Raw genomic sequence first — 13981 nt, forward strand, 5'->3', positions numbered from 1 at the left:
TTTACTGATTCTTGACATGACAATTAGATAACTACGCATTCTATTGATGTAGTATTTATGAATGTATGGTTTAACTATGGTAGTCATATCTGCTCTTACAGGTTCGAAGAATTCGTTCTCATCTTATCTGACAAGCAACTATGAGCGAAAATCGGACGATCTCTCTAGCTCGTTTTTGGACAGAAATGAGTTAGAGCCGACCAGTGGCTCTGTGCCAAAAGCGGACTTGGTACAAAAACAAAGGCACCTCATGTATCAAAAGGTGCCTTCTTATTTTGTTAAAAGTTGTTTTTATTTTTAACCGCTATAACTTGACCATTTTTTGCAATTTGGAAGTAAAGCTTATCTTCGTTGCTAGCATTAGATGCACTAACTACGTAGAAATTGTCTTCAACGCTAGCAATCGAAAGTTGCGACTTATCAATATTTTTCCATGACTCATCTAACTTACCAACTTCAAAACCAGCGTCTTTAAATGTCATCTTTTGAATATGTGTTGCAGCGATGCTAACAGCTTTCTGACCGCTGATGACACCATGATCTCCATGTGCCTGTACATTACTAGTTAGCAAGGCACCACAAAGCGCAACGATTGATATTAGTTTGTTCATTTTAGTCTCCATTTTGTATGAAATTCGTAAAGTTAAATTCGTTATTGTTTAAGGCCAATAACTTCGTATTGCCCTTTGACCATTAGCTGTATTGAAACTGGCTTGTCTGATTTGTTTTTCCAGTACCAGCCATGAGAGCCTTCAAATGGCGTGGTATAACTACCTTTCATTTCATTAGTAGTAGCAATAACATAGCTTTCAAAATATCCCGTTGTGTCACCTTCTGGCTCACCATGTAAATCGAAGTACAATGGAACACCATCGGTTAACCATTCATAAGTCATTTTTTCATGCTGCTTCATATAAAATTTATATTCGATGCCGCGTCCCGCAGGGACTGTCACTTCTATTGTTTGAAACTCATCCGTGCCTTTAGTTGTCTCTAATGACGTTGTTTCCACTTCAGCCGCTTGTGCAAGTGCTGTTAAACCTAACTTGTTTCCAATACCTGTCGGATCGATGTTGTACTCTGCTGGTAAGATAAAGGTAACCAGTGCAATAGCCGCGACAACGACTGCTGAAATACTCGCTTTAACGAGTGTTTTGGTACTAACTGTATGTTGCATAAAATTCTCTTTTATTTCTGTATTTCTATAAGTTAAAAATCGATTAAATGGTAAAGTAACCAGCAAGTTGTAAGCCCATCAACATCACACCAGCACTCATTAGTGCGGTATTTGTGACTGTCGAAAAGCGTTGAAATGAAGGCAGTTTTCGCCATGCATTTATCATGATCAAAATAAGTGCGAGCGCAGCAAATTGACCAAGTTCAACACCTAAGTTAAAGGCAATCAGGTTGGTAATAAGACCTTCATCAGCTAGGCTAAACTCTTGTAATTTGGTAGCTAAACCAAAGCCATGAAACAGACCGAAAATCAGCACCGCCCATTGGGTATTAGGCTGCCAATTAAAGCAAAGCTTAAAGCCACCTAGATTATCGAAGCCCTTATAAATTACGGAAAAACCGATAATGGCATCAATTAAATAAGCATTGACCTGTATGTCACTTAACACACCAAATAACAGGGTTGTACTATGCCCAATAGTAAACATGGTGACGTACAACAGTACGTCACGGCTACGATATAAAAAGAAGATAACACCGACTAAAAACAGCAAGTGGTCATAGCCCGTTATCATATGCTTAGCGCCTATATATAAAAACGGGATAAACTGTACTCCATTATTTTGCTCTAAAAATGCTCTGGTTTTATCATCGACTCCGTGAGCAAAAGCTTCGATACTGACAAGCGCTAACAGCGCAATCGTCAGATAAGTCAGTACTTTAATCATGTTACTTGGCATCTTGAGACTCCAATACTTCAACATCAGTCAAAATAGACTCCTTTTCTTTATGTAAAATTCTGTATAAGGCAGGGATGACAAACAGAGTCAAAATCGTTGACGAAATAATGCCACCAATGACTACTGTTGCCAGAGGCCGCTGAACCTCCGAGCCTATGCCTGTATTTAACGCCATAGGAATAAAACCTAATGAAGCAACGAGTGCGGTTGTTAACACAGGTCGAAGACGCGTCAGCGCACCATCAAAGATTGCTTTATCAAGTGCCAAACCATCTTTGCGCAGTTCTCTGATAAACGACACCATAACCAGTCCATTTAGGATGGCGATGCCCGATAAGGCGATAAAGCCAACCGCTGCCGAAATTGAGAACGGAATATCACGTAGTAACAGCGCAGCAATACCACCAGTTAATGCAAGCGGAACCCCCGTAAAGATGATCATGGCATCTTTAAACGAGTTAAGGGCGAGGATTAATAAACCAACAATCATGATTAAAGTGACAGGTACAACAATACTCAGGCGCTCTGAAGCGGATTGCAGTTTTTGGTAAGTGCCGCCATATTCCACCCAATAACCAGCAGGTACTTCAACGTTTTCATTAATGGCTGCTTGTATGTCTGCAACAAAACTACCTAAGTCCCTACCACGAACATTGGCAGTTACTACCAATCTACGTTTACCATTTTCACGATTTATTTGGTTAGCACCCGATATCAGCTCAATATCAACCAATTCTTTAAGTGGTACTGTATGTCCATCAGCCAACGTTATCGGTAAATAAGGTATTGAATCGATATCATTACGTTTGGACTCTGTGAGCCTTACTACAATATCTGAGCGCACATCGCCTTGATAAAACTTACCTGCAACTGTACCGCCCATAGCCATTGCCACTTGAGACTGTACTTGGCTAATACTAATACCAAACTGCATCAGTTTTTCACGATTTGGCACAAGATTAAGCATGGGTAAACCAGTGGTTTGCTCAACTTGTATATCTACGGCACCTTCAACCTGAGAGATTGCACCCTCTATCTCACTGCCTAACGTAGTCAACGTATCAAAGTCATCACCAAACACTTTTATCGCAAGTTCAGCTCTCACCCCAGCTAACAATTCGTTAAAACGCATTTGTATTGGCTGTAAAAACTCATATCGGTTCCCCGGAATTGGCTCTACTAGCGCGGCTAACTCTTCTACAACTTGAGTTTTTGTCTTATCTGGATCAGGCCACAACTCGCGAGGTTTCAGGATAATGAAGTTATCTGCGACACTTGGCGGAACGGCATCAGTTGCAACGTCGGCAGTGCCTATTTTGGCAAAGACGCGTTCAACTTCTGGCATTTGTTTAATTTTATCTTCTAAAGATTCCTGAAGCGCGATTGCTTGAGACAATGACGTACCCGGAATTCGCAGCGCGTGCATGGCAATATCACCTTCATCCAAATTAGGCGCAAATTCACTACCTAACTTAGTTGCCTGATAACCTGAGAAACCCACTAATACTGTTGCGGCTATAACAACGAACCAACGGGCTTTTAAAACCCAGTTTAAAGCAGGCTTGTAAAGAACAGTAGCACCACGAATTATTGGGCTATGTTTTTCTTTCACAGGCTTTTTAAATAACAAGGCAACCATAGCGGGTACAAAGGTAACCGATAACACCATAGCGCTAAGTAACGCGATAACCACGGTGATCGCCATCGGGTGGAACATTTTGCCTTCAACACCCTCAAGAGCAAAAATGGGTAAGTAAACAGCGGTGATAATAAACACGCCAAATAGCGCTGGACGTATGACTTCCTTTGTGGCTTCGAACACGAGTTCCATGCGTTCTTTTAGCGGCAGAGGTTTGTTTCCTGCTTGACTTAGCCTGCGAAGACAATTTTCCACGATAATAATGGCACCATCGACTAACAAACCAAAATCTAACGCGCCTAAACTCATCAGGTTAGCACTCACGCGAGTTTGTACCATACCTGTTACTGTCATCAACATGGCAAATGGGATCACTAAGGCTGTTAAAAATGCAGCCCTGAAATTACCCAGTAGCACAAAGAGTACAACGATAACCAATATCGCCCCTTCGATCAGGTTAAGCTGAACCGTTTGTAGCGTTTTATCTACTAATTTAGTGCGATCATAAACAGCAGTTGCGACTATACCTTCTGGTAAAGTGGCGTTAATTTCCTTGAGCTTTTCTCCCACGGCATGAGCTACTGTGCGGCTATTTTCGCCAATAAGCATAAATACCGTACTCATCACCACTTCACGACCATTTTGTGTAGCAGCGCCAGTTCTAAGCCCTTTGCCGTTTTCAATATCGGCTACGTCTTTTATATAAATTGATGAACCATCAAGCGACTTAAGCGGAATATTACCAATGGCAGTCATATCAGTAACCTGACCGGGCAGCCTTAACAACCACTGTGCGCCATTTTGCTCAATAAAGCCTGCACCTTGGTTTTGGTTGTTTTGCGAAATTGCATCAACCACATCGGCTTGTGACAGCCCAAAAGCAAGTAACTTTTCAGGTTTGAAAGCGACTAATATTTCACGCTCAAATCCGCCTATCGGGTTCACTTCTACTACACCCGGCACCCGCATTAACTGTGGTCTTATTGTCCAGTCATGTACGGTTCGTAAATCCGTTGGTGTAATAGGCGTGCCATCAGCATGTGTAGCATCAGGCTCAGCATCAACAGTGAACATGAATATTTCACCAAGACCTGTCGCAATTGGCCCAAGTTGAGGCTCTAAGCCCAGCGGTAACTCAGCGCGTGCCGCTGATAAACGCTCATTAACAAGCTGACGGGCAAAATAGACATCAGTATCATCACTGAATATTGCAACCACTTGAGATAGGCCATAACGAGAAACTGAGCGGGTATAGGTTAACCCCGGTAAACCCGACAATGCGGTCTCTAACGGAAAAGTTACCCTTTGCTCAACTTCTAATGGCGTAAACCCAGCCGCTTCGGTATTGATCATTACCTGCACATTGGTGATATCAGGCACTGCATCAATCGGTAGTTTGGTAAAATTCCATATACCCAAACCTGACACAGCTAACACCATCACCATGACAAGGAATTTGCGCTTTATTGAAAAGCGTAAAATTGACTCCAACATTTATACACTCCTAGTGATCGTGTGATGCGCCAGACTTTTCAATGTCGGCTTTTAAGATGTAGCTATTGTTGGTCACGTATTCGGTTCCCGCTTTTAGGCCACCTAATACTTCAATCCATTCGCCTCCAGTGCGGCCCAACTCAAGCATACGAACTTCATACTGCTCACCCACTTTGGCGTAAACAACAGTAAAGTCTCTAAAACCTTGTAAGCCAACACGCTTTACAGCCAGTGGCACATCAATGGTTGCAACTTCAATGTCAGCTTTTACGAAGCCGCCTTCGGCAAGGTTACGACCTTCTAATTCGACCCAAACTATTCTTGCCTGATCATCTCTCACGCTAGGTTCAATAAATGACACCTCACCTACAAGGGGGTCCTCATGACCTTCAATGTTTAACGTAACTGGCGTTTCCAGTTTAACCTTGGAATAATCCGAAGGATAAACCGCTAATTTGGCAATATGGCGATTAAGATTGGTAATGGTGAGTAAGGTTTTACCATTAGTTTGCTCACCCGCGTTTGCGAATAACTGGGTAATAACACCGTTAATGGGCGCTTTAATAACGTAGGGCTTAAGACTTTCATTACTTTCTACTGTGAATAGCGTTTGCCCTTTTTTAACAATTTCACCGTAATTGACGTGTAATTTGGTGATTTCACCATCGAAACGCGCAGCAATGTTTCGCTTAGCGTCCACAGGTAAACTTAATTTTCCATAAGCGGGTATGGTTTGATGAATTGTCGCAGGGCCTGCGATTTCAGTGTTGATTTCCATTGCATCGGCAACTGCCTGTTCAATTGTGGTGCGACCCTCGAAGTTGTCATATCGCCAATTGTACTTTTTACCCTGATAAGTTGCTTCAATGGCAACAACAAAAGAGTGAGGCTCATAAATCACCATATCACCGCGAAGAAAGTCACCTTGAGCATTGAAGTTAATATCATCAGTGCCATCGCCTAGGCGAATTAATTTTACGTTTAAATCGACATTCTTTGGGTCTATAGGTTGTCCATCATTTGTCGCCCAAACACGAAACTCTGGTGGCACACCAGTTTCAAAAATAGAGAGTTCAATGGCAAAATCACCATCTCGTAACATGCGCCCACGGTGTGGACCTTTCTCTGGTTCAGCTTGCTCTGCCGCAGGTGTTGATGCTGCAATAGCATTAGGTGCGACGACACCTGTGAATGAGATAATAATCGCCAAGCTCAATGACGACAGAATATTTTTATTTTTCATAAATTTACTCATGGTTTTACTCGCTATCACTAACGGGCACGCCAGTTAGGCGTTGAATTTCAATATGTTGTAAATGCAAAGATTGATAAGCATCAAGTAACTGATTTTGGGCGCTGAGCAGCTCTCTACGTATATCACTCCACTGGTTGTAGCTAAGCTTACCGATATCAAATGCCTGACTTGCTTCAGTCAATGCGGTTTCTAGTACGGGAATAATTTCAGCTTGAATCGTTTCAATGACATGGTGGGAATGCGCCATTTCTTGTAATAGCACATATAGCTGTGCATCCAGTTTCTGCATTAAGGCTTGTTGCTGAGTTGCCAGTACATCTTGTTTTGCGCGTAAGGCCGCTATTGTTCCTGCATTGCTATTGTCATTCCCCCAAGGAATAGATATACCCGCTACTAAACCAAAGTCATTTGTCGCTTCATATCGTCTCAATCCCGCAGTGAGTTGCCACTGAGGTTTTGCTTCAATGCGTGCAAGCTCCATTTGAGACTGAGCGATACGTTGTTCATTAACAAACTGCTGTATTTGTGGGACTTGCTTAAGCTTGATTAGCTGGCTTTCTACCGAGGGAATTTCCGGCTTAAGCATTAAATTCCCAGTTAATTTAAGCTCAGCCTGAGGCTTGCCCCATAAGGATGACAGTTGATAATGACTAGCTTTTAATTCGTGCTCTAAATCTTCTACAGCGAGATTTCTTCGAACCAGCTCGGCTTGAGCCAAGCGCATTTCAACATTGGAACTTTTACCCGCTTTTACTCTTTTGGCAATAGCGTCAACCACTTCCTGTGCCTGAGACACCGCTAATTGATTGAGTTTCAAGCGCTCTTGCTTTATCAAGATTTCAACAAACTGTTTAGCAACAATCGCAGATAAATCGAGGGCTTTTATTTTTTGCTCTACTATTACTGCATTTGCTTGGCTTTTTGCCGCATTAACTCTGCCATCAATTTGATCTTGTTGAAGCAACCAAGAGTATGTGAGCGTTGATTGCATACTTTGTAATGCGCTATGCTCACCTGTCCCTAACGCATCTTCAATCATTAAACCTATTTGAGGACGCTCTCCAATGCCAGCTTGCTCGATATTACCTTGCCACACAGCTTCTTGAGCTATCAAGGCTTTTAGCTCAGGATGACTTTGTAGAGTCATGGTCACAGCCTTGCTTAAATTTATAACCTGATGTGATGACTGTAATTGCTGCTGGGACTGCGCATTAGCCAAAAAGGGAGTTGATGTTACTAAACCAGCCCCCGTTGTTAAAACTAGACCAACAGCCAAAAACCGATTGCCGATCGGTTTTTTTCCGTTGCTTTTATAAAAATTAAATCTCATTCCATATCCTTAATTAATGGATGAAAAAAGTTTCGATAAAGTGATGAAAACTATCGACAGTGGATGCCGCTAGTACTGGCATAGTTGCCAATAATGCTAGAGTAATGATGATAGTAGTAAGTGACGGTTTATTAATTGGATTTAATAAACCCTCAACACGAAGACTCGTGTAATCATGTCCGAAGTAGCTAACAGACGCCTGATCGCAGTCCGTAGGAAGTGCTTTTTGAAGTCTAGCGACATCAATTAATGTCTGTGCGATATCAAGGTGGTCGTATTCTTTTGTGACCTCATTGTCGGCCATCTTTTCCGTCATTAAGACATATTGCTCGATTAGGGTTTGTTTTATACGTGACGGATAGAAGCTGGCAAGTGCCGTGAAAAGCACTTTAAATAACGGGTCTCTTGCCGTTACATGGGCCAGTTCATGATTAACGATGATATTAAGTTGTTCATCGCTAACTTGGGTTTGTAGTCCGGTTGATACATATATCTTGGGAGATATAAAACCTGTAGTAAAGGCAACAGGCACTTTAACAGGCATCAATAAATATTGATTGCCATTAGTCGTCCTAGCACCTTGTGCATCAGTAAAGCTTAGTAAACTCGATAATGCGATGGACTGTTTGGTTCTAACAAAGGTAGTCTTAGTTACGCGCCAAGCTAAATAGATTAGTGCTAAAAGTAAGGTTAACGCGTGCCAACTTGAAAAGCTAAAAATATCGATATGGTGCCAATGGGCAAAATCTTCGAACCAGCTTATGTTAAAAACTTTATCAAACCCTAACGAGTAAGGCATAAAGTAACCAATACAAGAAAAGGCTATCCACCAAGGTGCACTCACTAGTGACCACAATATAAACTTTTGACTATTAAAACTGACTTGTTTGAGTCTGAACAACACAAAACGAGATACGACAGCAACAGTTGCAATACCGATCACAAATGCAAGCACTGAAACACTGAGCAAATTTAGAACGATTGCCATATCTCCAACTAACATAATTAAGCCCGTTCCTTTCTTAGCTGGCGTTGTTTCTCGATCATTTTTTCTAATGTATCGAGTTGTTCGTCATTAAGCTGTGCCGAAGCAGAACTGAACGCAGCAATTAAGCTATTTTCACCATCATCAACAAAGTCACTGGTTACATTTGAAATAAGTTGAGCAATTAAGCCTTCACGATCTACTCTGGCTGAATAACAATACGCATGGCCTTGTTTAGTGCGTTTAAGTAATTCTTTTTTAAATAACCTATCAAGCGTACTTTGGATAGTATTTAACGAATTACCACGAGCTAACCCCAGTACTTTATGTACTTGCTTTGCATCCGCCTCTTTGACATTCCAGAAATGTTGAAGCACTAATTTTTCTAGTTCACCTAATTGCATAACACTTTACTCTATTTAATTCGCTGGCTATATTGCCACAACAAAAACCGATAGGCAATCGGTTTTTAGATTTAAGGGTATTATATGGGTTGGCTAATAACTAAGTATTTGATCACCGCTACGGTCATTGTCGCGGCATCGGAGCTAGCAAAACGAAATGATAAACTAGGCGCACTCATAGTGGCCTTACCGACAGTCACAATTTTAGCCATGATTTGGTTATATGTTGAAAAGCAGCCGTCAGAGAAAATAGCCAATCATGCTTGGTACACTTTTTGGTATGTACTTCTCACATTGCCCATGTTTTTACTTTTCCCCATGCTGATGCAGCGCTACAGTTTTTGGCTATCGTTACTCATCAGCTCATTAATAACTGTAATTTGCTTTTGGCTGTTTTCTTTATTGCTGAAGCTGTTTGGAATAGATTTGCTTCCTTGAGGTTAACAGCAAGGTCCTTTGTTCACCCCACAGCTGCCATTAGAGTATTTACGTTAACGCGTAATGGGGCAGAAAAGAGTTACGCCTGAATGTCCGGTTCATGGCAAACAACAAATAGTGGTCAGTCTAATACCTTTTTAGAAAAAGTATGTTACTAATTTTGTATAAAGCTAATTACCGCCAATTGAGCGCTAAATTATAGGTAATAGTACAAAGCAACCTGTTATTACAATTCATGCGCTCAATTGCTCGACATCAAATCGGAAATACCAAAAGACAGTAGTGGCACTTTTGATATCCGTCCATTGATAACTGAAAGGCTACATTTCTTGTCCGCCTTATATTTTTAATAATGTAAAAGCTTTATGCTCATCAATTGGCACTATGACCCTATGTAGCAGAATTTCACTTTCCTCTATTGATCTGGCAAGTAATTTTTTAAATAGTTCTAAATTATCTTTTTGTAGATTATTAAGGTTTGATGTGAAAACAGATACTTCATCAATACTCGCGTATTCCAAAAAGTTAAAATAGAGCCGAATAAACCCAGCAACAACATCTGAGATTTGCGTAAGGTAGTTTTCAGATAGTTTTGAATCAACAAAGGTAATATCTAAGGAAGTAAAATTATTGTCGCAGTTTTTGTACTCTTTAAATTTATTTTCAATTAATTCCTCGTTATCCATAACATGCTTTGAATTCGGAAACATCTGAACTCGATTGATGTAGAAATTAGATAGATCATTAATTAGCACACCTTTTTCTGTATCAAAAACCAACTCAAACTCAAAATCATCACTAAACATGTTAATGCACCTAATAGTTAATGTGCTTAGCATCATTAACATCTGAGCGTAGATGCCGTGGCCTTCAGTTTTCAAAATAAACATTAAGTTCTTTTGTATTAACGAATGAAAAGCCTTTAAGAAGTCGAGCGAATTACCTTTCTCGATATAGGGAAAATCAAACTCACTCATTAGATTTAAGAAATTTTCTTTATCCAATTTAATTAGTCGATACAAAGCATCTTTATACTTTGCGTGTAACACAATATCTCTATGGTCTTTAGTGCAAATTACTAGGTCATCAATAATATCTAGAAAAGACCAGTAGACGGTATTGATCATCTCGTAATGAATGAATATTTTGTTCGAAAGAAGTCGATTAAAAAGCGTTTTAAAATGCTTGCTACCTAAAGCGTACTTGAATGCTTCAATAGGCGTATATTTGGCCCTTATCTTAGCCATATGTGAGAATTTAAGTTCTCTGTCTTGCTTACCTTTCTCCTTATTTTTAGGTATCTGTAGATCTTTTTTTAGTTGTTCAAAATCTAATTCAATACTGTTGGAATCGAAAGCAACCCCGGCTAAAACAAATATTGGTGAAGATTCCTGATTAGGATCTTTATCTATATTGTATTGCTCGCCTTCTAGATAGAGTTTTCTGATATTATTAGATTCATCGTAATAAATTTCATACTGCTTCGTGCTAGTTCTTAGTAACATTAAATTGAATTCCTTTACTTCCCAGATAGCACGCTATCTTCATATTCCATCTTGTAAACATCGGCATCTTTCTCGTAAATACGCCAGTCTTTGGAACCATTGCAATCCCAACTGTAGCAAGCCCAAAACTTACCATATTTACCAGTAGTTGGTTTTAGATCTCCACTGCATTTTGGACATGTAGGTGTTTTGGCATTACATTGATTGTCCTTGCAAACTTGAAATTCACCAACCCGCTTTCTGGAGCCTCCGCACTTTTTGCAATAGTAGAGACGATAATCACATAGGGGGATATTTGCGCAAAAGCTATAAGTATTTTCTTTATTCTTTACAAGTCTTCCTGTTTTACATTCAGGGCAACTTAAATCAGTAACGTTTAATGAGTCTGGGCTAGCTTTTATGCTTGTTTCATCAATTAACTTCTTACCATATCCCCGCAATTTGTTTACAAACTCAGAACAATTCTCTTCAATTGAAAGAATAAATACCCGTTGTTTTGCTCTAGTTAAAGCAACGTAGAAAATTCTGCGCTCTTCAGCATGTTCATAAGACTCTAGTTTGGGTAGCAGTAGTTCAATAAGTGGATGCTCAATTTTTTCAGCAGGGAATCCATTTTTGCCTTTCATCATGTCCATAATAATGACGTAACCTGCCTCCTTACCTTTGCTAGTTAAATGCATCAATAGCCGATTGTTCTTTCTTATCAGCTTCATTTCCAAATAAAGCACCTAACGCTCCACCAATCAAAACACCGGGCATACCACCGACAAGCCCCAAAGCCCCACCAATGACAGTAGATGCTGGCATCGAATCATTACTACGTTCAGCAAAGACATTCTTTACATGGAAAGTTTGTGATCCGATAGTAAATACTTCACTTCCTAATTTGGTCGCCAATTCAACTCTTGAAGAAGCAGTGATGTTTAGATGATGTTTTGCGTTGTTCATGTCAACGACATAGAGCTTCATTATTTTCCCTTAAATTTACTTATGCTTTTTGCAGCGTATTTCAAATGATACTTCAAAAGTTATGTTACCAAATCTCTTAAGTTATCCTTTAATTGCGAGTTAACTTCCGAAATATCAACTTGCCATTCCTGAGTTAAATATTCAGTAACTGAGGTCACATCAGATGGATAGATCACATTGCCTTTAACTTTGGCAAATGGGCCATCAGTTTCTAACAAAACTCTTTCCCTAGGTAACCAAGAGATCACCTTCCTAGCTCTTGCAGAATGAATCATTGCTGGGCCAATTGAGAAATAACATCCTAATTCTACAGCTTTGAATACTTGTGTTTTTGTTGCTAAAAACCAATGTAAGATAGGCGTACCAGCCTTAGGATAAGCACCGAGTAGATCTAACACTTCGTTAACTGCATTCAAACTATGGATCGTTAAGATTTTGTCAGAGAACTCAGTACACTTTGCAAGAATATGTTCAAAAACAACTTGCTGTAATTCAAAATGCTCAATATATCCCTTTGAGCCATCCAGCCCTATCTCTCCTATGTACCTTGTATCACTAACTAAAGTATCAAATAGCTCCAATTCGTTACTTCTAACGTGGGCTAGCTGTGGATGTAACCCTAAGGCTGTTCTGCAATTACTAAGTTTTTCAGTAAGCCTCTTGGTTCCATTGTATGCAGATGGAACTGTAGTCACGGAAAGTACGTAAAAACCAGAGTTCTCAATATCTTTAAGTACCGTTTCATGATCAGGATAGAGATCTACATGACAGTGCAAATCCATCATTACAGTTTTTCAGCCTTTAAAAAATTCTCAACCTCAGTTAATCCACGTTTAACCGTTAACTCCAGTTTTTTTCTAACGTCTGGATCTGAAGGTAGGTTTCCACTTTGTCTGATCCAGCCTCTATAGTCTTGAGTTTTATTTAGTCGGATAATCGCTGCTTGAACTGACTGGATATCATCCCGTTTTTTACGCTCATTAAGGACTGTTTTTAAACGTTGGTTCTCATAATCTGCATCATTCTTAAATTTCCCATGATGAATAGATGCTCTTCTTATTAAGCAAGGTACACAATGCCCACATTGAATGTTTCTTCTATGCCAATGACTGCATGAAACGCTTAGAGGAATTGCTTTAGCAATTGCAGCTTGATCCTTGCACTCAGACAACATTTCACCTTTTGTTTTAAATTGGTAAGGATTGAAAAATTTGACATGAAATCCGGCATCCCTTAACAGCTCTTCAAACTTACTTAAGAAAAACGGGTGCGTTGTCCTCGTGCTATGACTACCGATTCGTCTTCTAGTTAATGGTGGATTAATCGATATGTAGCCATTCTCAGGTACTATTATTGTGTTAATACTTGCATCACCAGTTGCGTTTCTCAACGCAACAATTCCTAACACAGCCATTGCTAGGAAATTAAAGCTCCTTCCACGCATGGAAATGTCTGTTTTGCCTTTTAGCGACTCCATCAAGCTTGGATAAATACTGTAAGAGATTTCAGCGAAATTGGATTTTAACAAAGACTTAATTGCCCTTTGTTTCGCGCCATCCCCTTTGTATGTGTGGCTAACTAGCAGCGGTTTTGGACTTCCCATAGTTTGCTAGACACCCAATAAGTTACATTGTAACTTCTAATAAGAGGTGTTTTATGAGCAAAGGCAAACGTTATACCCAAGAGTTTAAAGAAGCGGCTGTTAAACAAATTACAGAGCGTGGATATTCAGTTGCAGAAGTCGCTGAACGATTAGATATTTGTACCAAAACGTTATATCACTGGCGGAGCCAGTTATCAGATAAACCTAAATCCGTTCAATCATCCGATGAAAAATTAAAGATCGCTAAATTAGAGGCGCAATTGAAACGAGTCACGGAGGAACGGGACATTTTAAAAAAGGCCGCAAGGTACTTTGCCAGCAACCCCGAGTAAAGTACGGCTTCATTCGAGAACACCAAAATGAGTTTTCCATCACTACGATGTGCCGCCTTTTTAAGCTGCATCGTAGTGGTTTTTATGCGTGGTTAAAAAAGCCTTTAAGCG

15 protein-coding genes are annotated in these 13981 nt (G+C 40.0%); 2 read left to right on the forward strand and 13 right to left on the reverse strand.

Annotated features, from left to right (window positions below; all coding sequences use genetic code 11):
* Window positions 1–278 precede the first annotated feature (278 nt).
* The 8 genes from V7783_RS20415 to V7783_RS20450 are packed head-to-tail and all read right to left on the reverse strand — an operon-like array spanning window position 279 to window position 9023.
* A complete protein-coding gene (locus V7783_RS20415) occupies window positions 279–611 on the reverse strand; it encodes a DUF6488 family protein (protein ID WP_126873588.1) in 333 nt (110 codons plus the stop codon).
* Window positions 612–652: 41 nt separating this feature from the next.
* Window positions 653–1177, reverse strand: a complete 525-nt coding sequence (locus V7783_RS20420) for a hypothetical protein (RefSeq protein ID WP_126873590.1) — start codon at window positions 1175–1177, stop codon at window positions 653–655.
* Between the two features lie 43 nt (window positions 1178–1220).
* Window positions 1221–1916 carry a HupE/UreJ family protein gene (locus V7783_RS20425; protein WP_126873610.1) on the reverse strand — a complete coding sequence of 232 codons (696 nt, stop codon included), beginning with the start codon at window positions 1914–1916 and terminating at the stop codon, window positions 1221–1223.
* Window positions 1906–5049, reverse strand: coding sequence for an efflux RND transporter permease subunit (locus V7783_RS20430; protein ID WP_126873592.1), 3144 nt, complete (start codon window positions 5047–5049; stop codon window positions 1906–1908). Before V7783_RS20430 ends, V7783_RS20425 begins: the two co-directional genes overlap by 11 nt.
* A gap of 10 nt (window positions 5050–5059) precedes the next feature.
* Window positions 5060–6292 (reverse strand): efflux RND transporter periplasmic adaptor subunit, encoded by a 1233-nt coding sequence (locus V7783_RS20435; protein WP_126873594.1) that lies wholly within the window; start codon window positions 6290–6292, stop codon window positions 5060–5062.
* A gap of 16 nt (window positions 6293–6308) precedes the next feature.
* A complete protein-coding gene (locus tag V7783_RS20440; RefSeq protein ID WP_126873595.1) occupies window positions 6309–7634 on the reverse strand; it encodes a TolC family protein in 1326 nt (441 codons plus the stop codon).
* 13 nt (window positions 7635–7647) lie between these two features.
* Window positions 7648–8637 (reverse strand): M56 family metallopeptidase, encoded by a 990-nt coding sequence (locus V7783_RS20445; RefSeq protein ID WP_126873597.1) that lies wholly within the window; start codon window positions 8635–8637, stop codon window positions 7648–7650.
* Between the two features lie 2 nt (window positions 8638–8639).
* Window positions 8640–9023, reverse strand: coding sequence for a BlaI/MecI/CopY family transcriptional regulator (locus V7783_RS20450; RefSeq protein ID WP_028834938.1), 384 nt, complete (start codon window positions 9021–9023; stop codon window positions 8640–8642).
* Between the two features lie 84 nt (window positions 9024–9107).
* Between V7783_RS20450 and V7783_RS20455 the strand changes: the two genes are divergently transcribed.
* Window positions 9108–9461 carry a DUF3147 family protein gene (locus tag V7783_RS20455; RefSeq protein WP_130051661.1) on the forward strand — a complete coding sequence of 118 codons (354 nt, stop codon included), beginning with the start codon at window positions 9108–9110 and terminating at the stop codon, window positions 9459–9461.
* A 338-nt stretch (window positions 9462–9799) separates the two neighbouring features.
* Here V7783_RS20455 and V7783_RS20460 read toward each other — a convergent pair whose 3' ends face one another.
* From V7783_RS20460 to V7783_RS20480, 5 genes are read right to left on the reverse strand one after another with little or no spacing between them, the layout of a single operon-like run.
* Window positions 9800–10966 (reverse strand): DUF3800 domain-containing protein, encoded by a 1167-nt coding sequence (locus V7783_RS20460; RefSeq protein WP_130051663.1) that lies wholly within the window; start codon window positions 10964–10966, stop codon window positions 9800–9802.
* Between the two features lie 14 nt (window positions 10967–10980).
* Entirely contained in the window at window positions 10981–11679 is a 699-nt protein-coding gene (locus tag V7783_RS20465; protein ID WP_130051664.1) for a 3'-5' exonuclease, read from the reverse strand.
* Window positions 11633–11935: a hypothetical protein gene (locus tag V7783_RS20470; protein ID WP_130051665.1), complete on the reverse strand. Its 303-nt coding sequence runs from the start codon at window positions 11933–11935 to the stop codon at window positions 11633–11635. Before V7783_RS20470 ends, V7783_RS20465 begins: the two co-directional genes overlap by 47 nt.
* Window positions 11936–11994: 59 nt before the next feature.
* A complete protein-coding gene (gene qatD / locus V7783_RS20475) occupies window positions 11995–12720 on the reverse strand; it encodes a Qat anti-phage system TatD family nuclease QatD (RefSeq protein ID WP_130051666.1) in 726 nt (241 codons plus the stop codon).
* Window positions 12720–13538, reverse strand: coding sequence for a hypothetical protein (locus V7783_RS20480; protein ID WP_335680307.1), 819 nt, complete (start codon window positions 13536–13538; stop codon window positions 12720–12722). Before V7783_RS20480 ends, qatD begins: the two co-directional genes overlap by 1 nt.
* Window positions 13539–13591: 53 nt before the next feature.
* Between V7783_RS20480 and V7783_RS20485 the strand changes: the two genes are divergently transcribed.
* Window positions 13592–13870 (forward strand): transposase, encoded by a 279-nt coding sequence (locus tag V7783_RS20485; protein ID WP_335680308.1) that lies wholly within the window; start codon window positions 13592–13594, stop codon window positions 13868–13870.
* The last annotated feature ends 111 nt before the right edge of the window (window positions 13871–13981 follow it).

Origin of the sequence: Pseudoalteromonas sp. (assembly GCF_036960685.1) — a bacterium.
Lineage (GTDB): Bacteria > Pseudomonadota > Gammaproteobacteria > Enterobacterales > Alteromonadaceae > Pseudoalteromonas.

Bases quoted from the DNA above. Each gene is read 5' to 3' on its own strand.
- V7783_RS20440 (WP_126873595.1), bottom strand. From the start codon at position 7,634: ATGAGATTTAATTTTTATAAAAGCAACGGAAAAAAACCGATCGGCAAT.
- V7783_RS20485 (WP_335680308.1), top strand. From the start codon at position 13,592: ATGAGCAAAGGCAAACGTTATACCCAAGAGTTTAAAGAAGCGGCTGTT.
- V7783_RS20460 (WP_130051663.1), bottom strand. From the start codon at position 10,966: ATGTTACTAAGAACTAGCACGAAGCAGTATGAAATTTATTACGATGAA.
- V7783_RS20445 (WP_126873597.1), bottom strand. From the start codon at position 8,637: ATGTTAGTTGGAGATATGGCAATCGTTCTAAATTTGCTCAGTGTTTCA.
- V7783_RS20455 (WP_130051661.1), top strand. From the start codon at position 9,108: ATGGGTTGGCTAATAACTAAGTATTTGATCACCGCTACGGTCATTGTC.
- V7783_RS20420 (WP_126873590.1), bottom strand. From the start codon at position 1,177: ATGCAACATACAGTTAGTACCAAAACACTCGTTAAAGCGAGTATTTCA.
- V7783_RS20425 (WP_126873610.1), bottom strand. From the start codon at position 1,916: ATGCCAAGTAACATGATTAAAGTACTGACTTATCTGACGATTGCGCTG.
- V7783_RS20470 (WP_130051665.1), bottom strand. From the start codon at position 11,935: ATGAAGCTCTATGTCGTTGACATGAACAACGCAAAACATCATCTAAAC.
- V7783_RS20430 (WP_126873592.1), bottom strand. From the start codon at position 5,049: ATGTTGGAGTCAATTTTACGCTTTTCAATAAAGCGCAAATTCCTTGTC.
- qatD (WP_130051666.1), bottom strand. From the start codon at position 12,720: ATGATGGATTTGCACTGTCATGTAGATCTCTATCCTGATCATGAAACG.
- V7783_RS20435 (WP_126873594.1), bottom strand. From the start codon at position 6,292: ATGAAAAATAAAAATATTCTGTCGTCATTGAGCTTGGCGATTATTATC.
- V7783_RS20415 (WP_126873588.1), bottom strand. From the start codon at position 611: ATGAACAAACTAATATCAATCGTTGCGCTTTGTGGTGCCTTGCTAACT.
- V7783_RS20480 (WP_335680307.1), bottom strand. From the start codon at position 13,538: ATGGGAAGTCCAAAACCGCTGCTAGTTAGCCACACATACAAAGGGGAT.
- V7783_RS20450 (WP_028834938.1), bottom strand. From the start codon at position 9,023: ATGCAATTAGGTGAACTAGAAAAATTAGTGCTTCAACATTTCTGGAAT.
- V7783_RS20465 (WP_130051664.1), bottom strand. From the start codon at position 11,679: ATGAAGCTGATAAGAAAGAACAATCGGCTATTGATGCATTTAACTAGC.